Origin of the sequence: Blautia sp. AF34-10, from assembly GCF_003477865.1 — a bacterium.
Taxonomy (GTDB): domain Bacteria; phylum Bacillota; class Clostridia; order Lachnospirales; family Lachnospiraceae; genus Fusicatenibacter; species Fusicatenibacter saccharivorans.
In genome coordinates this window covers 36359-57210 of the sequence record NZ_QUED01000020.1, presented here as the reverse complement: position 1 = coordinate 57210, position 20852 = coordinate 36359, and the positions used below count along the sequence as shown (strand labels likewise).

The following is a 20852-nucleotide window of genomic DNA, read 5'->3' as shown; positions in this document are numbered from 1 at the left end:
AGGAGCAAACATTCTATGAAATTCACAGAAAAACTTTTTGGTACGCACAGTGAGCGCGAGCTGAAACGAATCTATCCAATTGTAGACAAAATCGAAGCTCTCCGCCCGACCATGCAGGCGCTGACCGATGAAGAGCTGCGTGCCAAGACAAAGGAATATAAAGACCGCTACAACGGAGGCGAATCCCTGGATTCCATTCTCCCGGAAGCATTCGCAACCGTCCGCGAGGCAGCAAAACGTTCCCTCGGTATGGAACACCACCGCGTACAGCTGATCGGTGGTATTATCCTCCATCAGGCCGTATCGCTGAGATGAAAACCGGTGAAGGAAAAACCCTCGTTTCCACCCTTCCGGCTTACCTGAATGCACTGACCGGACGCGGTGTCCACATTGTTACCGTCAACGATTACCTGGCAAACCGAGATGCTGAGTGGATGGGCAAAGTCCACAGATTCCTCGGTTTGACCGTCGGTGTCGTTCTGAACGATATGAAGAACGATGAGCGCCGCCAGCAGTATGCATGCGACATCACCTACATCACCAACAACGAACTTGGTTTCGATTACCTGCGTGACAACATGGTGATCTACAAGGAGCAGCTCGTACAGAGAGAGCTTGCTTACTGTATCATCGACGAGGTCGACTCCGTCCTGATCGACGAGGCAAGAACACCTCTGATTATTTCCGGACAGAGCAGCAAATCCACCAAGCTGTACGAGACCGCAGATATTCTGGCACACCAGATGCAGCGCGGCGAGGCAAGCGGCGAGATGACCAAGATGACCGCGATCATGGGCGAGGAGATCGAGGAGACCGGAGACTTCATCGTCAACGAGAAGGACAAATTCGTTACCCTGACCGATGACGGTGTGAAGAAAGTCGAGAACTTCTTCCATATCGAGAACCTCTCCGACCCGGAAAACCTGGAAATCCAGCACAACGTCATCCTGCACTGCGTGCCAATTATCTGATGCACCGCGACAAGGACTACGTAGTCAAAGACGACGAGGTTCTGATCGTCGATGAGTTCACCGGCCGTATCATGCCGGGCCGCCGTTATTCCGATGGTCTGCATCAGGCAATCGAGGCAAAAGAGCACGTTAAAGTAAGAAGAGAGAGCAAGACTCTGGCAACCATCACGTTCCAGAACTTCTTTAACAAATACGAGAAAAAAGCCGGCATGACCGGTACTGCCCTCACCGAGGAGCAGGAGTTCCGTGACATCTACGGCATGGACGTTATCGAGATCCCGACCAACCGCCCGGTCATCCGTGTGGATATGGACGATGCCGTATACATGACGAAAAAAGAGAAATTCCACGCAGTCGTAGAGGAAGTCAAAGAGGCACATGCCGTGAACCAGCCGGTTCTGGTTGGTACCATCACCATTGAGACTTCCGAGCTGATCAGCAAAATGCTGCGCCGCGAGGGAATTCCGCATCAGGTCTTAAATGCGAAGTTCCATGAGCTCGAGGCAGAAATCGTAGCGCATGCCGGTGAGGCAGGAGCCGTTACCATCGCGACCAACATGGCCGGCCGTGGTACCGATATCAAGCTGGATGATGTGGCAAAAGCTGCCGGCGGCTTAAAGATCATCGGCACCGAGCGTCATGAGTCCCGCCGTATCGACAATCAGCTCCGCGGTCGTTCCGGCCGTCAGGGAGACCCGGGTGAGTCCCGTTTCTACATTTCCCTGGAAGACGATTTGATGAGACTCTTCGGTTCCGAAAAACTGATGGGCATTTTCAAATCCCTCGGCGTACCGGAAAATGAGCAGATCGAGCACAAGATGCTTTCTTCCGCCATCGAAAAAGCGCAGAAGAAGATCGAGGGCAACAACTACGGAATCCGTAAAAACCTGCTCGACTATGACCAGGTCAATAACGAGCAGCGTGAGATCATCTACAAAGAGAGACGCCGCGTTCTGGACGGCGAGAGCATGAGAGACACCATCTTCAAGATGATTGCCGACACCATCGACAATACTGTGGATCTCTGCATCGGCGAGAACACCGAGCAGTCCGAGTGGGATCTGACCGAGTTAAATGAGATGCTGCTCTCCATCATGCCGGTGAAGGCAGTGACAAAAGAGCGCGTAGAGAAGATTTCCAAAAACGAGCTGAAACAGCAGTTAAAAGAGGAAGCTGTTAAACTCTACGAGGAGAAAGAAGCAGAATTCCCGGAGGAGGAGCAGATTCGTGAGCTTGAGCGTGTCGTTCTTCTGAAGGTTATCGACCAGAAGTGGATGGATCATATCGATGATATGGATCAGCTCCGCGAGGGTATCGGCCTGCAGGCATACGGCCAGAGAGACCCGAAGGTTGAGTACAAGATGGCAGCTTACGACATGTTTAACGAAATGCTCGAGTCCATCCAGCAGGATACCGTCCGTCTCCTGTTCCATGTACGTGTTGAGCAGAAAGTAGAACGTGAGCAGGTAGCCAAAGTGACCGGAACCAACAAAGACGAGTCCGGCCCGAGAAAACCGGTACAGCGCGCAGAGCGTAAGATCTATCCAAACGATCCATGCCCGTGCGGAAGCGGCAAGAAGTACAAACAGTGCTGCGGAAGAAAACCGGTTTGATAAAAGCAGAACAGCAGTGAGACGGATGAGCACGATCCGTTTGACAAAGCACGCAGCTTCCCTACCAGAAGCTGCGTGTCATACAAAATATAAAACAGAAAGCAGGTGAAGCTTGTGGTAGTTGAATTAGACCAGTTCAAAATGGAACTTGGCACATACGATAAACCATTAGTGGAAGTGAGGGATTCACTTTGACCTCGCTAACAAAGAGCAGAGGATCGAAGAATTAGAGCGTAAAATGGAGGAACCCAATTTCTGGGACAACCCCGAAGAAGCGCAGGAGCAGATGAAACAGCTGAGCAGCATGAAAGAGGACAGAGATACGTATCAGAAACTGGTATCCGCCAAAGAAGATATGGAAACTCTGATCGAGATGGGACAGGAGGAGGATGACGATTCCGTTGTTCCGGAAATCGCGGAAATGATGGAGGAGTTCAAGGCATCCTTCGATGCCATCCGCATCAAAACCCTGCTGTCCGGCGAATTTGACAAGGACAATGCGATCATCAAACTGAACGCAGGTGCAGGCGGAACCGAGGCGTGCGACTGGTGCGGCATGCTGTACCGTATGTACACCAGATGGGCAGAACGCAAAGGCTTTACGATCGAGGAACTCGACTTTCTGGACGGTGATGAGGCCGGTGTGAAGTCCGTGACATTCCAGGTCAACGGCGAAAACGCTTACGGTTATCTGAAATCCGAAAAAGGCGTTCACCGTCTCGTCCGTATTTCTCCGTTCAACGCGGCAGGAAAACGCCAGACATCGTTCGTATCGTGCGATGTTATGCCGGATATCGACAAAGAGATCGATGTTGAGGTTCGTGATGAGGATATCCGTATCGATACGTACCGTTCCAGCGGTGCCGGCGGACAGCACATCAACAAGACGTCATCGGCGATCCGAATCACGCATATGCCGACCGGCATCGTGGTTACGTGCCAGAATGAGCGTTCCCAGTTCCAGAACAAGGACAAGGCAATGCAGATGCTGAAAGCAAAATTGTATATGCTGAAACTCCAGGAGCAGGCAGATAAGCTGAGCGACATCCGCGGCGAAGTAACCGAGATCGGCTGGGGCAACCAGATCCGTTCTTACGTTATGCAGCCATACACCATGGTCAAAGACCACCGTACCAACGCAGAGACCGGAAACGTCGATGCAGTCATGGATGGCGGAATTGATCTGTTTATCAACGCATATCTGAAGTGGATTGCCCTCGGAACCGGAGCGAAAGAGGAAGAAGCATAATTCGGCTGTGGGCAGAGCACAGTGACAAGTAAAATAAGGAGCATTTTCACCAACAGAGGACGGAAATGCTCCTTTCTGTTTGAAGCCAAAGGCAAACAGGAGGTAAAAGTATGGGTATTATCAGAGCAGCAGTCAATGCAGTACACGGCAGTCTCGCCGATCAGTGGCTGGAGACCGTGGAACCGTATGAGATGGGGGAACATACGGTATTTACAGAGGGAATTCTGGTAAGAAAAGGCCAGAATAAAAAGGGAAGCCAGACGATTTCAAACGGTTCTGTGATCCATGTCTATGACAATCAGTTTATGATGCTGGTGGACGGCGGAAAGATTATTGATTACACCGCAGAGCCGGGCTACTTTACCGTAGACCAGTCATCGTCTCCGTCGATGTTCAGCGGATCGCTTGACGCAGCCGTAAAAGATACGTTTGAGCGCCTGAAATTCGGCGGCCAGACCCCGCATGAGCAGAGAGTTTTCTATATTAATCTGCAGGAAATCAAGGGAATCAAATTCGGAACGAGAAATCCGGTCAACTATTTCGACCAGTTCTACAATGCTGAGCTGTTCCTTCGGGCACACGGTTCCTATTCCATCCGCATCGTCGATCCGCTCCGCTTCTACGCAGAGGCTGTGCCGAGAAACGCATCCCGCGTGGAGATCGAGGATATCAATGAGCAGTATATGAACGAATTTTTAGAGGGCCTGCAGTCCTCGATCAATCAGATGGCAGCCGACGGCATCCGCATTTCGTTCGCAGCATCCAAGAGCGCCGAGCTGTCCCGCTACATGGCAGATGCGATGGATGAGAGCTGGCGGGCAATGCGCGGCATGGAGATCCAGTCCGTGGCAATCGCAAGCCTTTCCTACGATGAAGCTTCCCAGAAACTGATCCAGATGCGTAACGAAGGTGCGATGATGTCTGATCCATCGATCCGTGAGGGCTATGTACAGGGAGCGATGGCACGCAGTATGGAGAAAGCAGCAGTCAACCCAAACGGAGCCATGAACGGCTTTATGGGTGTTCAGATGGGCATGAATGCCTTCGGTTCCTCGTTTGCATCGGCGTCCGCTTCGAATCAGCAGCAGATGCAGCAGCAGGCGGCAGCCAAGGCACAGCAGGAAGCTGCAAAAGGCGTATGGAAATGCTCCTGCGGAACGGAGAACACCGGCAATTTCTGCTCAAACTGCGGAAGTGCAAAGCCGATGGTGTGGATCTGCGGCAAGTGTGGAACCGAGAACAGCGGTAAATTCTGTTCGAACTGTGGCAGCCCGAAACCGGAAGCGGCAGGAAAATGGGTCTGCGCATGCGGAACGGAGAATACCGGCAAGTTCTGCTCGAACTGCGGAAAACCAAGACAGTAAAAGAAAACAGATAACCATCCAATACAACAGCGGCTCCGGGGAAGGAGGGATAGAATATGGAGGTTATTACATACAAATGCCCGAACTGCGGAGGCGATCTGACCTTCGATCCGGCAAGCGGAAAGTATAAATGCGAGTACTGCCTGTCCTCGTTTACACAGGAAGAAGCCGAAAAGGCGAACCCGAAAGCAGCGGAAGCGCTGAACGGGGAGGACGATGCTGCCGGTGCACAGGAAGCATCCGATGCACAGAAGGAAAGCAGTACGGAGGAAACAAAAGGGGAAACAGAGCAGGGCGAAGCAGTTGTCTACACCTGTCCGAACTGCGGCGCTGAGATTGTGACCGATGCGACGACGGCAGCGACATACTGTTTCTACTGCCACAACCCGGTGGTGCTTTCCGGTCGGCTCTCGGGAGAATATATGCCGGATTTCGTGCTGCCGTTTAAGATCAGCAAGGAGCAGGCAATCGAGAAATTTTTGTCATTTGCGCGGAAGAAACGCTTTATTCCGAAGGACTTTTTCGAGAAAAACCAGGTACAGAAGATGACGGGTGTCTATTTCCCATACTGGATTTACGGCGGAGACTTTGAGACGGATTACATGGCACACGGCCGGAAGGTGAGAGTCTGGCAGACCGGTGATGTGGAGTACAAAGAGACCAGCATCTACGATGTCCGCCGGGAGGGCGAGGTCCGCGTGGACGGTCTGTCGCGCAATGCACTGAACAAGGCCGACCGCGATCTGATCGAATGCGTGCAGCCCTATCGTCTGGAGGAGATGCAGCCGTTTTCTATGGGCTATCTTTCCGGATTTCAGGCGGAAAAACGTGATATCGAACAGGCGCAGATCGCACCGGAACTGAAAAAAGAACTGGAGACGATGGCGCGCGGCGCAATGCGGAACGAGGCGAACGAGTATCTCTCCCTCGAGCAGGAGAAAATGAAGCTTTCTCCAAAGCGGGAGGACTGGCGTTACGTACTGTTTCCGGTCTGGACACTGACGTATCCGGGAAAAGACGGGAAGGTTTACTACTATGCGATGAACGGCCAGACCGGAACGATCAACGGCGATTTTCCGTTTGAGCGGAAAAAAGCGCTGCTGACGTCGGTTGTGAGTGCACTTTTCGTACTGATCTTTATGCTGGTGGGAGGGTATTTCTCATGAGAAGAATGAAAAAAGCGAGACAATATCTGCTCGGCATTTTTGCAGCCCTTCTGCTGTGCGGGATTTTTTCTGTGAATACCGTAAAAGCGGACACCCAGTATGTCTATGACAACGCATCGCTTCTTTCGGATGAGGAGGAACAGGATCTCGAGCGTTCCTGTGCGGAGTTCGAGAGCAATACGGACATTCATATGGTGATCCTGACCGAGTACAGCAGCGGCTCCGAGGACTGCCAGGCGATTGCGGATGATTTCTATGATAAAAAGTATCCGAAGGAGCCGAACGGCGTCTGCTTCCTCATCGACATGGGACAGCGCCAGATTGTGATTTCAACGTCGGGCATTATGCAGTATTATATGTCGGACGCGGAAATCGATGACATTCTGCAGGCAGCGCAGAGCTATGCAAAAGAGGGCGACTATGCGGGGACGTTTGCAAAAATGATTACGATAACGCAGGAGTGCTTCGACCGCGGTGTTTCCGAGGCGGACTACCTGATTACAGAAGACGGCTCGATCATTCATTACCGTAAAATCAACAGTACCGAGGCAATGACTGCTGTCCTTTTAGCTGCTGTGACAGGATTTTGTGTTTATTTTGGAATCTGGAAGAGTTACAGACGAAAGAAAAACCGCGGTGCAAAGGGCTATGCGGATCTGAAACGCGTAAAAATCAGAGACCGCAGGGATGCACTGATTGACCGCCATGTGTCGATGCACAAGATCCCGAGGGACGACGGAAACCACGGAGGAGGCGGTTCCGGCGGCGGAGGAGGCGGTGGCGGCGGAAGCCACGTTCACACATCCGCCAGCGGAAACAGCCACGGCGGCGGAAGTATCGGATTCTAAAAAGTCCTTGCGCATTGTGCCGGAATATGGTACGATCTTTCCTGTGAAAACAAATGTATTTCCTGGAAAGAGTATAAAGGTAGAGGATTGCCATGAGAGAAGAAAAAACAAAGTACTATGTAATCAAAGAAAAAGCGGTTCCCGAGGTCCTTTTGAAGGTCATCGAGGCCAAACGGTTGATGGATATGCAGGAGCTTACCGTGCAGCAGGCAACGGAAAAAGCGGGAATCAGCAGAAGCTCTTTCTATAAATACAAAGATGATATTCTTCCTTTTCATGACAATGCAAAAGGAAAAACGATTACGTTTATTCTGCAGATGGACGATGAGCCGGGACTGCTTTCCGATGTGCTGAAGATTATCGCCGAGTTTCACGGAAACATTCTGACCATTCATCAGACGATTCCGTTAAACGGCGTGGCGTCACTGACAATCAGCGTGGATATCGCGGAAGACCGGGGAGACGCCTCGGAGATGATCAACGAGATTGAGTCCAGACAGGGAGTTCATTATTTTAAAATCTTAGGACAGGAGTCCTGAAAAAGAAAAAGCAAGAGAGGGACAAAAGAGATGATTCAGATTGCAGTATTAGGATATGGCACCGTTGGTTCCGGCGTGGTAGAAGTCATCAACACGAACCATGACAGCATCAACAAGAGAGCAGAGAACGAGATTAATATCAAATACGTTCTGGATTTAAGAGATTTCCCGGGAGATCCAGTGGAAAAAGTGCTGGTACATGATTACGAAGTGATCGCAAACGATCCGGAGGTTGATATTGTTGTCGAGGTCATGGGCGGCGTTGAGCCGGCTTACACCTTCACAAAACGTGCGCTGGAGGCTGGAAAGAGCGTCTGCACATCCAACAAAGAGCTGGTGGCAAGACACGGTACCGAGCTTCTTGCAATTGCAAAAGAGCACGGCGCAAACTATCTGTTTGAGGCAAGCTGCGGCGGCGGTATCCCGATCATCCGTCCGTTAAACTCCTCCCTGACTGCAGATGAGATCGATGAAGTAACTGGTATCTTAAATGGTACCACGAACTATATCTTAAGCAAAATGGCAAGCGACGGTTCCGATTTCGCGGATGTATTAAAAGAGGCACAGCGCCTCGGCTACGCAGAGCGCAACCCGGAAGCAGATGTAGAAGGCTACGATGCGTGCCGTAAAATTGCGATTCTTTCTTCTCTTGCTTATGGAAAAGAAGTCAATTACGAAAAGGTTTACACCGAGGGAATCACAAAGATCACCGCAGAGGATATCAAATATGCTACCTCGATGGGAACCGCAATCAAACTGCTCGCAACAAGCCGCAAGGTGGGTGATCAGTATTACGCCATGGTAAGCCCGGTGATGATTGACGCGAAAAACCCGCTGTACAGCGTAAACGGTGTCTTCAACGCCATCTTCATCCACGGAAATGTACTGGGTGATGCGATGTTCTACGGAAGCGGAGCAGGAAAGCTTCCGACCGCAAGTGCCGTTGTAGCCGATGTCGTAGACTGCGCAAAGAACAAAGGCAGAAACATCATGATGAGCTGGAGCGAGGAAAAACTGGACCTGCTGCAGATCGATGATGTAAAGAGCCGCTTCTTCGTCCGCGTGTCCGGCCACGCCGCAGAGCGCCAGAGTGAGATCGAGGAGCTGTTCGGAAAAGCAGAAATCGTAGCAGTTCCAAGTCTGTCCGAGGAGTTCGCATTTATTACCGGCGAAATCACAGAGCAGGAGTACAGAGAAAAAGCAGAGAAACTCGACGGAATCCAGAGCAGAATCCGCGCGAGAATTTAAGATCTCGAAATAGACATAACTAAAAAGACGTTTCACAGCCGTAAAGCAAGGGGTGTGAAACGTCTTTTTAGTTATCTTAAAATTTATTTTTAAAGATCTGTGCCGGATCCAAAGGAATCCGTATCATATCCCACCGGTTCCGATGCCGGATACAGGACATCTTTCCGTTCCTGATAGAACGCAGCCATCGTGATCTGCATATAGGGCATTACCCACAAAAAGCCGATGGCACAGGAACAGGATGCGAGAATCTCAAGCCCTAAGAAACTTAAGAGAAGCAGAATGTAGCGGAAAAAGTTCTTCTTCATCATCGCAAAGCTCTGACGGATCGCCTGGATCGGGCCGATGCCGGGAGCGTCGTTCATCACAAAGGTGGAAAGGGAAAACGGAACCAGCACCAGCGTGGAAACGAGAGAGCCGATCAGCTTGTAAACGTAAACGTTCATCAGAGAAGAAAGCTCGGCTTCGATGGAAAGTGCTGTTCCAAGCGTCAGTTCCGCACTCGGGGAGGAAAGATACTGGAAGCCCGGAATGCTGGAAATCAGGGCGATCACGGAGCTGATGCCGTTGATGATAAGGAACATCAGCACGTACTGGTCCGGGTGGTGATAGAAAGCGTAGAGCATATCACCGACGGAAATCGGTTCCCCGCGCAGCGTCGAGAGGCAGATCTTTAAGTAGCCCGCCTGAAAGAGGCTGAGGAGCAGGGAAAACAGGAACAGCGTCAGATTCAGGAAAATGATATCGTACAGCGTTGTGCCTGAAAAAATCAGCGTCGGGATGAGGGAGCAGGAGAAGGTGAGAAACAGGTTGATCGCGGTTGCGCCCACCAGCGTGCCGCATCGGCCTGCCATGGCCTCACGGGCCTGCTTTTTCAGTTCTGAAAATTTCTGTTTTTGTCCGTTCATGAAAAATCCTTTCTGGTACCTAGATGGTATTTCCGTCGGTGGTTGTTCCGTTATCCGGTGTCATCTGGTATTCCTGCATGTACTGATTGTAATACCGCTCAAGCAGGTTGGTGCTGCCGCCGCTGACCATGTTGAAAAGCAGGAAAGCATACATGATGCAGATACCGACAATTATGCCGATGGTACAGCCCGCAAGACCGGCTTTTGCCGTGCCGCTCATGCGTCCTGCGCCGCGGCTTAAAAGGGCGAAGATCACGCCGAGCGAGCCGAAAAACAGGGAACCCATGTTGAGCATGAACAAAAAGGAGCAGATCGCCATGACCATCGAAGCGGCTGCAAGGGCCTGCGAACCCGTCCTGCGCGGCGGCTGTACGGGAGGCTGCTGCTGGTAATGCTGATACGGTCCGGGACGCTGGCCCTCAGGCACGCCGTACGGATGGGAGGACTGATAGGAATCTCCGGACTCATTGGTGTTTGGATCGTAATTTTCTGGTGTCATAAAATGTCCTTTCTTCTGCAAAAAAGCGCGGTTTCACACGCAGTCTGTCAAAAAAGCTATAGTAAAGATTTTATCATGTAAGGTTGACAAAAACAAGACCTATTGATAAGGTAATAGAGTGGCTGTTCCGCCAAGGGTCCCGCTTTTTATGCGGGAAAAACAGAGAAGGAACAGCGTGTTTTGGAAGAGACAACAGGAGGAATTTACCTATGGATATGAATCAGGTATTGGCAGCTGAGCTGAACGTCAAACCGTGGCAGGTAGAAGCTGCAGTGAAACTGATTGACGAGGGAAACACGATCCCTTTTATTTCACGATATCGAAAAGAAGCAACAGGTTCCTTAAACGATGAGATACTGCGAAATCTGTACGATCGTCTGATGTACCTGCGCAGTTTAAATGACCGCAAGGCCGTTGTCCTTGCGAGCATCGAGGAGCAGGGCAAGCTGACCGCAGAACTGAAAAAATCCATCGAAGAGGCCGCAACTCTCGTGGTCGTAGAGGATTTATACCGCCCGTACCGTCCGAAACGCCGGACGCGTGCGACGATCGCAAAAGAAAAAGGACTGGAGCCGCTGGCGAATATCATTCTTCTGCAGATGACAAAAGAGCCGCTCGAAAAAGAGGCAGAGGCTTTTGTTTCAGAAGAAAAGGAAGTCAAAACGGCAAAAGACGCCATTGCTGGTGCCTGCGACATCATCGCCGAGAGCATTTCCGATGAGGCCGATTACCGTATGGAGATCCGCCGCAGAACCGAGGCGAAGGGCCTGATCGTCTCGACAGCAAAGGATGAGAAAGCAGAGTCCGTTTACGAGAATTACTATGAGTTTTCCGAGCCGGTATCAAAAATTGCCGGACACCGTGTGCTGGCACTGAACCGCGGTGAGAAAGAAAAATTCCTGAACGTCAAAATTGAGGCGCCGACGGAAGAAATCCTGCGTTATCTCGAGAAAAAAATCATCACCAAAGAGAATCCGCAGACAAAGCCGGTTCTGCAGGCGACCATCGAGGATGCCTACAACCGTCTGATCGCTCCGGCCATCGAGCGTGAGGTCAGAAATCAGCTCACCGAAAAGGCAGAGGATGGTGCGATCAAGGTCTTTGGAAAGAACCTTGAGCAGCTTCTGATGCAGCCGCCGATCGCAGGCCAGGTTGTCCTTGGATGGGACCCGGCGTTCCGTACGGGATGCAAGCTGGCCGTTGTCGATGCGACTGGAAAAGTGCTCGATACCACCGTGGTTTACCCGACCGCGCCGACGAACGAGAAGAAGATTGCGGCAGCGAAAGCCACTGTAAAAGATCTGATCCACAAATACGGCGTCACCCTGATTTCTGTCGGAAACGGAACTGCAAGCCGTGAGTCCGAGCAGATCATCGTCGAGATCTTAAAAGAGATCCCGGAGAAGGTTGCGTATGTGATCACAAACGAGGCAGGAGCGTCCGTTTACTCCGCAAGCAAGCTGGCAACCGAGGAATTTCCAAACTTTGATGTCGGACAGCGAAGCGCCGCTTCCATCGCACGCCGTGTGCAGGATCCGCTGGCAGAGCTTGTCAAAATCGATCCGAAATCCATCGGTGTCGGCCAGTATCAGCACGATATGAACCAGAAGAAGCTCGGCGAGGCGCTCGGCGGTGTCGTTGAGGACTGCGTGAATAAAGTCGGTGTCGATCTGAACACGGCATCCGCGTCGCTGCTGGAATACATTTCCGGTGTCAGCAAGGTGATAGCAAAAAACATCGTATCATACCGCGAGGAGAACGGCCGTTTCGAGAGCAGAAAAGAGCTCCTGAAAGTGGCAAAACTCGGACCGAAGGCGTTTGAGCAGTGCGCGGGCTTTATGCGCATCACCGGCGGCAAAAATCCGCTGGACGGCACAAGCGTTCATCCGGAGAGCTACGAGGCAGTCGAGAAGCTGTTTGCAAAGTTAAATATGAAGACAGAGCAGATCAGCGATGGACCGACGGCGTTCTTCATCAAAGATTACAAAAAGATGGCAGAGGAGATCGGTGTCGGCGAGATTACGCTGCGCGATATCATCAAAGAGCTGCAGAAGCCTGGCCGTGACCCGCGTGACGAGATGCCGCGCCCGATCCTGCGCACCGACGTGCTCGATATGAAGGACCTGAAGGTCGGCATGATCTTAAAGGGAACCGTGCGCAACGTCATTGACTTCGGTGCATTCGTCGATATCGGCGTGCATCAGGACGGACTCGTCCACATTTCCCAGATGACGAAACGCTTCATCAAGCATCCGCTGGAGGCTGTGAGCGTCGGCGATATCGTGGAAGTGAAGGTCATCAGCCTTGATCTGGCGAAGAAGCGGATCGGGCTGTCGATGCTGCTGGATAAATAAAGTGTGATACGTGGGCTGCCCGAAAGAAAACAGGGGCAGCCCGCGGTGTATCAAAGGGGGATTACCATGAATGAGGAAGAAGTGCTGGTCGGACGGATTCAGGATCTGGCAGAGCAGTGTTATCACAGGGATGTTCCGTCACACACGGAGTTTCTGACGCTGGCGGAGCAGGATCTGTTCTACCGTACGGTAAATAAAATCCCGGGCGTGCGTTACGTGCTGTCCGGCGGATACGAGGCGGCAGAGCGGAAAGCGGCGCTGTTTCTGCCATCCTATGCAGAGGACGGTGATGCGTCGATGCTTCCGATCGCAGTCGTGCGCATCAGCCCGCTGAATGAAAAATTTGCGGATGCGCTGTCACACCGTGATTTCTTAGGATCACTGATGAATCTCGGCGTGGAGCGGTATAAGCTGGGAGACATTCTGATCGATGGAAACCAGGCGTATCTGATCTGTATGGCGGATATGGCGGACTACATCTGTGCGGAGCTGAAAAAAGTGCGCCATACGAGCGTGTACTGTGAAGTCGAGGCGGGACTGCCGGAGGAGCTGACGGAGCCGAAAACCGAGCGGAAAGAAGGCTCCGTCGCTTCCGTGCGGCTCGATGCGGTGCTGTCGCTGGCGTTCAGCAGTTCGCGGAGCAAAATGGTGCCGCTGATCGAGGGCGGCCAGGTGTTTATCAACGGAAAGCTGGTGACATCGCCGAGTGCGTCATTAAAAGAGGACGATCTCGTGACCGTGCGCCATATGGGAAAATTCCGCTATGTGGGCGTGCAGAACCAGACGAAAAAGGGAAGGCTGTACGTGGCTGTTGAACGATTTGTCTCATAATAGATATTTTGAGGGATTTTACAGGAAAAGACCATTGACAGTGTTTGTAAAAAGACGGTATTATAGAGGGTATGTAGAAGGTCCGCAGTTATGAGAATTTTCATGAAATTTTTCATACAGAAGCGGACTGCGAAGATTACGTATCAGGAAGGCAGGAAGAAAAAATGGGAAAAATTATACTGACCGGCGACCGACCGACCGGCAAGCTGCATGTAGGACATTACGTTGGTTCACTGCGCCGCCGCGTGGAGCTGCAGAACTCCGGTGAATTCGATAAAATTTACATCATGATTGCAGACGCACAGGCGCTGACCGACAATGCGGACAACCCGGAGAAGGTGCGCCAGAACATTCTGGAGGTAGCACTGGATTACCTTTCCTGCGGACTTGATCCGGAAAAGAGCACCATCTTTATCCAGTCTCAGATTCCGGAACTGTGCGAGCTTTCTTTCTATTATATGAATCTCGTTACGGTTTCCAGACTGCAGAGAAATCCAACCGTAAAATCGGAGATCCAGATGAGAAACTTTGAGGCGAGCATCCCGGTTGGATTCTTCACCTACCGATCAGCCAGGCAGCCGATATCACTGCATTCAAGGCAACGACCGTTCCGGTTGGAGAGGATCAGATGCCGATGATCGAGCAGACACAGGAGATCGTCCACAAATTCAATACGGTTTATGGCGAGGCACTTGTGCAGCCGAAGATTATGCTGCCGGAGAATGATTCCTGCAGACGTCTGCCGGGTATCGACGGAAAAGCGAAGATGAGTAAATCACTTGGAAACTGCATTTACCTGTCCGAGGAGCCGGATGAGATCAAGAAAAAAGTCATGAGCATGTACACCGACCCGGATCACATCAAGATCACCGACCCGGGCAAGATCGAGGGAAATACCGTATTTACTTATCTCGATGCATTCTGCCAGCCGGAGCACTTCGAGCGCTATCTGCCGGATTACGCAAATCTCGACGAGCTGAAAGCACATTACCAGAGAGGCGGCCTTGGCGATGTCAAAGTGAAGAAGTTCCTGAACAATGTACTGCAGGAGACCTTAGAGCCGATCCGCAACCGCAGAAAAGAACTGGAAAAAGACATTCCGGCGATCTATGAGATGCTGAAAAAAGGCAGCGAAGAGGCAGAAAAAGTTGCCGCTCAGACACTGGCGGATGTCAAAGCAGCCATGAAAATCAACTATTTTGATGATCTGGACCTGATCCGTTCCCAGGCAGAGCGTTACGGCAAATAATTACCAATAGAAGATGAATGGAAAAAGCGGACATTATGGTTCCGCTTTTTCTGTTGCAGGGCGGACGAAAGTTCGAAGTCCTGCGGTCGGAGAGGATAGCATATGGTCATACATGGATTTCAAAAGCTGACGCTGCTGGATTACCCGGGCAAGGTGGCGTGCACATTGTTTTCGGGCGGATGTAATTTCCGCTGCCCGTTCTGCCAGAACGGAAATCTCGTGCAGCATCCCGAATGGGAGCCGGTGATTCCGGAGGAGGAGATTTTTGCAGTGCTCGAAAAGCGGCGCGGCGTGCTGGACGGCGTCTGCGTGACGGGCGGTGAGCCGACGCTGGATCCGGATCTGGAGCGGTTCGTGACGAAAATTAAGGAACTGGGATATCTTGTGAAGCTCGATACGAATGGATACCGGCCGGAGATTTTGAAAAAGCTGGTGGAAGAGAAGAAAATCGACTACGTCGCCATGGACATCAAAAACGCGCCGTCCCGGTACGGCGAGACGGCGGGCGTGAAAAAGATCGATGTGATGCGGATCAATGAGTCGGTCGAGTTTTTAAAGAGCGGCGTGGTGGACTATGAGTTCCGGACAACGCTCTGCAAAGAGCTGCATGGAAGGGAAGAGATCGAAGCGATCGGAAAGTGGCTTTCCGGGGCAAAACGGTACTTCCTGCAGAATTACCGGAAATCGGATTATGTGATTGATCCGAGGTTCTCGGGGTATGCGAGGGAGCAGCTCGAGCGGTTCTGCGAGATCCTGCGCGGAAAGATTGAGACGGTGGAGATCCGCGGCGTGGATTAAAAAACGCTTTAAAGCGTGCGGTACCAGTAGCCGAAGCGGGCATCGGGCGCGAGCTCGGAGGGGCGCATCGCCTGCTTGAAGTGGAAAAAGCCGAAGAGGCTTGCCATGAACTGCTCATTCGGCGTGTAGACGCCGGGGACGCCGAAATACCAGAGTTCCTGCTGGTCGCGGTTCCGGGCGAGGAGCAGATGGCGATAGGACGAGGAGCCATGGAGGACGAAGCGGTTCGCATCCACCGAAAGACCGACGGCGCGGAGCTGTGGAAGATCGTCGAGTGAGAGGCGCAGGCAGTCGGTCAGATCATCATCTGGGAACGGGTGGAACTCCGGGAACTGGTCCTGAAGCTGGAGATAGAGAGCAGCGCGGGACGGCGGCACGGCTGCTGCGGCGGGAAAATCGGCGGAAGTCATATGTAGCGGCTGGGCGGCAGAATCCGGGATGGGCTGCGGCGGTTCCGGGTTGGCAGAGGGATAGCTTTCTGCGGTTTTCACAGATTCCGCGGATGCGGGATGGAGTGTGTTGGCGGATGATTGCGTGATCCGGTCTGCAGGAACGGTGTTTACCGTGTCAGTTGATGTGGATTCTGTGGAGACGGTGGATTCCGGGCTGGAATTTTGTGGATAAAGTTCGGAATTGCTGCTGAATTCTGTGGAAAGTTCATCGAACTGTGCTTTGGAAGCGTCTGATGATGGCAGGGACTGCGCAGGTACGGCGGGATCCAGAGGTTCGGGTGTTTCGGCAGTTTTCTCTTCGGTCGGTCTGGTACCATTGTCTGCGGATGTTTTGGGCTCCTGCGGGAGCGTGGGAGCGAAAAACTCCGGCTGAATCGGAAGATCGTCCCACTGGGTGGCAATGACGCCGGTCTGGCGGCAGAGCAGGATCAGACCGCCAAGCTCGTCGAGCGTGACATCCGTCTGCCCAATGGCATCGGAGTGCGTGAAGAGTTTTCCACTCGTAGAAGAGCGCCCCGCAAGGAGATTTCCGAGCGGAATGCCGTACATCCGCCCTGACCGGCGGATAAAACCGTAGACTGTGACCGAGGTCTCCGGCGGAAGAGACGGCGATTTGATCTGGAAGTCCATGCGGCAGAAGCCGTTCTGCGACTCCACGCGGACAAAGCCGCAGCATCCGCCCTTGCGGTTGTTCGGGTATTCGTATAGATAGGCAATGAAACGCCGGTAATCAGACATAAAAACCTCCTGCATAGAAGTAAAAAGAGTAGAAAAAGATACTGCGCTACAGTTCACGATATGCGGGAAGGACAGAAAATATACGCAGAGAAGAAAGGAAGTGCACAATGGAAGAAGAAACAAAGCTGGAAACGCCGGAGGAAAAAGCGCGCCGGAAAGAACGGGAACGCTTCATGCGCCAGGCGATTACGCAGGCGAAGAAAGCGGAAAAGCTGATGGAAGTTCCGATCGGCTGTGTGATTGTGTACGAGGGAAAGGTGATTGCGCGGGGCTATAACCGCAGAAATACGGATAAAAACACGCTGTCCCACGCGGAACTGAATGCGATCCGGAAAGCAAGCAAAAAGCTCGGCGACTGGCGGCTGGAGGGGTGTACGTTGTATGTCACCCTGGAACCGTGCCAGATGTGCGCCGGTGCGATCGTACAGGCGAGAGTCAGCGAAGTCATCATCGGCAGCATGAACCCGAAGGCGGGCTGCGCGGGATCGATCTTAAATATGCTGGAAATGCACGAGTTTAACCATCAGGTGAAGGTCGAGCGCGGCGTGCTGAAAGAAGAGTGCTCGGAGATGCTGAGTGCGTTTTTCCGGAGACTGCGGGTGGTGAAAAAGAAGAAAAAAGAAGAGAGGAAGAGGGCAGAAGAAGGGAAAGAATAAAAGAAGAGGCAGCATCGGGATGGGATGCTGCCTGAGGAAGATTATTTGTTTGAGTAAGTTGCACTTTCGAATATTTCCGTAAAAAATACAATCCCCGCATTTCCAGCAGAAACCATCGAAAAAATCATTGACGAATCCCGAAAAAAGCACTATAATATATGATGTATTTGACAAAATACGGAGAAGTACCCAAGAGGCTGAAGGGTCTGGCTTCGAACACCAGTAGGTCGGAAACGGCGCAAGGGTTCAAATCCCTTCTTCTCCGCTATGCAAAAAAGAGACAGCAAAAAGATTGAAAAATCGAAAAAGCTGTCTCTTTTTCTGTGAGAAATTATGAAATAGATGCAAAACAAAAGAAACAAAGACAGAAAAAGCATCGCCAGTTCACGAAAAGGGACCGATGCACAACAAAGCAAAATAAAAAGGAGAGACAATACATGGCGCAGTTACCACAGGAATTTCTGACCCGCATGCAGGACATGCTGGGCGATGAATTTGATGCATTTTTAACTTCCTACGACGCACCCCGCACAGCCGGGCTGCGTGTGAATACAAAAAAATGCCGGACCGAAGATTTCCCGCCGCTTGTTCCGGGAACGTGGAAGAAAATTCCGTGGATTCCAAACGGCTATTTCGTGCCGGACGGCATGCGCATGGGCCAGTCTCCGCTGTATGCGGCAGGCGTCTTCTATCTGCAGGAGCCAAGCGCCATGACCCCGGCGTCCCGCCTCCCGATCGAACCGGGTGAGCGTGTGCTCGATCTCTGCGCCGCACCGGGCGGCAAAGCGACGGAGCTGAATGCGCGCCTGAAAGGAACCGGCCTTCTCGTCGCCAATGACATCAGCAACGCCCGCGCCAAAGCACTGCTGCGCAATCTGGAGCTGTTCGGAAGTGAAAACGTGCTTGTCACCAATGAGACACCGGCAGGCCTTGCAGACGTCTTCCCGGGCTTCTTCGATAAAATCCTCGTGGATGCACCGTGCTCCGGCGAGGGCATGTTCCGGAAAGACGAGGCAGTCATCGGCACCTGGACCCCGGAGAGGCCGGATTTCTTTGCGGATCTGCAGCGCGAGATCACCTCGGATGCTGTCAAAATGCTGCGTCCGGGCGGCCTCATGATGTATTCGACATGTACCTTCGCCCCGCAGGAGGACGAGGGAACCGTTTCTTTCCTTCTGGAAAACTTCCCGGAAATGGAACTGATCGAGATGGAAGGCTACGAAGGTTTTTCAAAAGGCAATCCAGTCTGGGGAAACAGCGATCCGGAGATCGAAAAGACCGTGCGCATCTGGCCGCATAAAATGAACGGCGAGGGCCATTACCTTGCCCTGTTCCGCAAAAAAGGCGAAGCCATTCCTTATGAGACAGAAGAAAAACCGATCGAAAAGAAAAACAAAAAACAGAAAAACCGGAAAAAAGACCGCGGAACGGAAGCACCGGGTCCGTCGAAAGCAGAAAAACAGATCCTTTCCGATTTCCTGTCCCGGATGACAGCACCGATCCCGGTGGAGGAACTGGAAGTCCGCGCCGGAAAAGTATACCATTCCCCGTCCCTGCCGGATGGCGTGCGGAATCTTCATTTCCTGCGGAACGGTCTGTATCTCGGTGAACTGAAAAAAGACCGTTTCGAGCCGTCACAGCCGTTTGCCGTGACACTCTCCGCGGACAAGTTCAAAGATTACATGAATTTAAAGGCAGATGACGAGCGTACCGAAAAATATCTCCACGGTGAGACAATTTCCGTAGAGCCGGGAGAGACCGCATCGCCGTCGGGCTGGAAGCTGGTCTGCGTCGATGGATTCGGCCTTGGATGGGGCAAACTGGTCAATGGAACCTTGAAAAATAAGTACCCTGTTGGATGGAGAAAGTAGAAAAATCATGCCAGTTTTTGCAGGAAAAACGTCGAAATATTACAAAGTTATTAACAGAAATTAAAAAAGACTTTCATTTCAGACATACTTGTGTTATAATGGCAAAGTACGGCGGGAAAAAAGACCCATTTTCCGCAGTAACTTGGAGCGACAATCAGCAACAGAACGTAATAAGTATGAGGTGTACGACATGAAAAAAAAGAAATTATTCAGCCTGGTTTTGGCCACAGTGCTTACGGCAGCAACCGTTCTGCCATGCTATGGTGCCAGTACAAAGGAGAAAATTTCAAATGCTCAGGCAGAACAGGCTGCCGCACAGTCTCAGCTTGACAGCATACAGAGCAGGATTGACGAACTCAATTCCAAAAAGGGACAATCAGAAGAATATCTTTCCGAACTGAACCAGCAGCTGGACGATCTGCAGAACCGTCTGCAGGAGCTTCAGGATCAGTATGATGCGAAGCAGAACGAACTGGTACAGATTCAGGCAGATCTGGAAGATGCAAAAGCAAAAGAAGAAGAGCAGTACGAAGCGATGAAGCTCCGTATCCAGTATATGTATGAAAATTCTTCCGGAAACGGATACATGGCAATGCTCTTTTCTTCCAAAAGCATTTCAGAGCTGATCAGCCGGGCAGAATACATACAGAAAATTTCCGATTTCGACCGCGATCTTATGCAGGAGTATGAAGACACGGTAGACCAGGTAAAAGAAAAAGAAACACAGGTGCAGGAAGAGCAGGCAGCGATCGTAGAACTGCAGCAGCAGAGCAGCGATCAGCAGGAAGCCATCCAGGAGCTGTACGCAGCAGCTTATCAGGAACTCCGTACCTACTCCGCAGAGCTGGACGATGCAAAATCCAGCGAGAGTGCACTGGTAGATGAAATCAACAGCAAAGCAGATGCAATCAACGACCTGATCCGTCAGGCGAAAGAAGAGGAGATTGCAGCGCAGAAGAAAGCAGAAGAGGAAGCAGCCGCAGCAGCCGCCGCACAGCAGGCTGCCGCAGAAGCTGAGGCTGAGGCCGCCAGAAAACAGGCAGCCGAGGCCGCAAGAGTCGCAGCCGCAGAAGCAGCAAATGCCGCAGCGAAAGCAGATACCGATACAAGCAGCAGCTCCGGAAGCAGTTCTTCGGACAGCAGCGCATCCTCCACGACAACGGGGAGTCCATCCGCGTCAGATACTTCCAGCAGCTCCTCCAGCGGAACATACCTTGGAAGATTTAAACTGACAGGCTATTGCTCCTGTTCCATCTGTACCGGACAGTGGTCCGGCGGATCCACCGCGAGCGGAACCACACCGACCGCAGGAAGAACGATCGCCATGGGCGGTGTACCATTCGGAACGAAACTGATGATCAACGGCCAGGTTTACACGGTAGAAGACCGCGGAACCGCTTACGGCCACGTAGACATCTTCTGCAGCAGCCATTCCGAGGCGCTGAGCTTCGGCGTGCAGTATGCAGATGTATATCAGCTGAGCTGAGAAACAAAGATA

15 protein-coding genes, 1 tRNA gene and 2 pseudogenes are annotated in these 20852 nt (G+C 51.9%); 15 read left to right on the top strand and 3 right to left on the bottom strand.

The features are described from left to right. Window positions 1–15 precede the first annotated feature (15 nt). From secA to DWZ60_RS12325, 7 genes and pseudogenes are all read left to right on the top strand, one after another. Window positions 16–2584, top strand: a pseudogene (secA, locus tag DWZ60_RS20885) (preprotein translocase subunit SecA). Between the two features lie 141 nt (window positions 2585–2725). Beyond that, window positions 2726–3833, top strand: a protein-coding gene (gene prfB / locus DWZ60_RS12350) for a peptide chain release factor 2 (RefSeq protein WP_117509617.1) whose coding sequence is annotated in 2 segments (ribosomal slippage) — window positions 2726–2776 and window positions 2778–3833 — 1107 coding nt in all. Because the reading frame shifts where the segments join, the coding sequence is not laid out codon by codon here. Between the two features lie 110 nt (window positions 3834–3943). Then, window positions 3944–5197, top strand: coding sequence for an SPFH domain-containing protein (locus tag DWZ60_RS12345; RefSeq protein ID WP_118666417.1), 1254 nt, complete (start codon window positions 3944–3946; stop codon window positions 5195–5197). 56 nt (window positions 5198–5253) lie between these two features. After that, entirely contained in the window at window positions 5254–6363 is a 1110-nt protein-coding gene (locus DWZ60_RS12340; protein ID WP_119221719.1) for a TFIIB-type zinc ribbon-containing protein, read from the top strand. Next, window positions 6360–7211, top strand: a complete 852-nt coding sequence (locus DWZ60_RS12335) for a TPM domain-containing protein (RefSeq protein WP_118601595.1) — start codon at window positions 6360–6362, stop codon at window positions 7209–7211. The genes DWZ60_RS12340 and DWZ60_RS12335 overlap by 4 nt, the downstream gene beginning before the upstream one ends. A 92-nt stretch (window positions 7212–7303) precedes the next feature. Then, window positions 7304–7750 carry an ACT domain-containing protein gene (locus DWZ60_RS12330; protein ID WP_022461318.1) on the top strand — a complete coding sequence of 149 codons (447 nt, stop codon included), beginning with the start codon at window positions 7304–7306 and terminating at the stop codon, window positions 7748–7750. A gap of 30 nt (window positions 7751–7780) precedes the next feature. Continuing rightward, complete coding sequence (locus tag DWZ60_RS12325; protein ID WP_119221717.1) at window positions 7781–8998, top strand: homoserine dehydrogenase; 1218 nt, start codon at window positions 7781–7783, stop codon at window positions 8996–8998. 89 nt (window positions 8999–9087) lie between these two features. Here the strand turns inward: DWZ60_RS12325 and DWZ60_RS12320 are convergent, their stop codons facing one another. Next, on the bottom strand, window positions 9088–9906 hold the full coding sequence (locus DWZ60_RS12320; protein ID WP_055265104.1) for a DUF975 family protein: 819 nt from the start codon (window positions 9904–9906) through the stop codon (window positions 9088–9090). Window positions 9907–9925: 19 nt separating this feature from the next. After that, window positions 9926–10405: a hypothetical protein gene (locus DWZ60_RS12315; RefSeq protein ID WP_117801393.1), complete on the bottom strand. Its 480-nt coding sequence runs from the start codon at window positions 10403–10405 to the stop codon at window positions 9926–9928. A 209-nt stretch (window positions 10406–10614) separates the two neighbouring features. Between DWZ60_RS12315 and DWZ60_RS12310 the strand changes: the two genes are divergently transcribed. From DWZ60_RS12310 to DWZ60_RS12295, 4 genes and pseudogenes are all read left to right on the top strand, one after another. Beyond that, entirely contained in the window at window positions 10615–12759 is a 2145-nt protein-coding gene (locus DWZ60_RS12310) for a Tex family protein (protein ID WP_118659276.1), read from the top strand. Window positions 12760–12825: 66 nt separating this feature from the next. Next, window positions 12826–13590 carry a YlmH family RNA-binding protein gene (locus DWZ60_RS12305; protein ID WP_022461313.1) on the top strand — a complete coding sequence of 255 codons (765 nt, stop codon included), beginning with the start codon at window positions 12826–12828 and terminating at the stop codon, window positions 13588–13590. Window positions 13591–13754: 164 nt separating this feature from the next. Next, window positions 13755–14839: pseudogene (gene trpS / locus DWZ60_RS20880) on the top strand (tryptophan--tRNA ligase). 102 nt (window positions 14840–14941) lie between these two features. Beyond that, window positions 14942–15637 carry an anaerobic ribonucleoside-triphosphate reductase activating protein gene (locus tag DWZ60_RS12295; protein ID WP_119221715.1) on the top strand — a complete coding sequence of 232 codons (696 nt, stop codon included), beginning with the start codon at window positions 14942–14944 and terminating at the stop codon, window positions 15635–15637. An 8-nt stretch (window positions 15638–15645) separates the two neighbouring features. Here DWZ60_RS12295 and DWZ60_RS12290 read toward each other — a convergent pair whose 3' ends face one another. Continuing rightward, window positions 15646–16950, bottom strand: coding sequence for a DUF6128 domain-containing protein (locus DWZ60_RS12290; RefSeq protein ID WP_147397748.1), 1305 nt, complete (start codon window positions 16948–16950; stop codon window positions 15646–15648). On the opposite strand from DWZ60_RS12290, the gene tadA reads away from it, so the two are divergent. The 4 genes from tadA (at window position 16935) to DWZ60_RS12270 (ending at window position 20840) form a co-directional block, all read left to right on the top strand. After that, window positions 16935–17483, top strand: coding sequence for a tRNA adenosine(34) deaminase TadA (tadA, locus tag DWZ60_RS12285; protein ID WP_119221713.1), 549 nt, complete (start codon window positions 16935–16937; stop codon window positions 17481–17483). The genes DWZ60_RS12290 and tadA overlap by 16 nt on opposite strands. Window positions 17484–17662: 179 nt before the next feature. Then, window positions 17663–17748: transfer RNA gene (locus DWZ60_RS12280), tRNA-Ser, on the top strand. A gap of 172 nt (window positions 17749–17920) precedes the next feature. Beyond that, window positions 17921–19354 (top strand): RsmF rRNA methyltransferase first C-terminal domain-containing protein, encoded by a 1434-nt coding sequence (locus tag DWZ60_RS12275; RefSeq protein WP_119221711.1) that lies wholly within the window; start codon window positions 17921–17923, stop codon window positions 19352–19354. A gap of 190 nt (window positions 19355–19544) precedes the next feature. Next, the gene (locus tag DWZ60_RS12270) at window positions 19545–20840 is read left to right on the top strand and encodes a PcsB-like coiled-coil domain-containing protein (protein WP_117761688.1); all 1296 of its coding nucleotides are present in this window, start codon (window positions 19545–19547) and stop codon (window positions 20838–20840) included. Window positions 20841–20852: the final 12 nt, after the last annotated feature.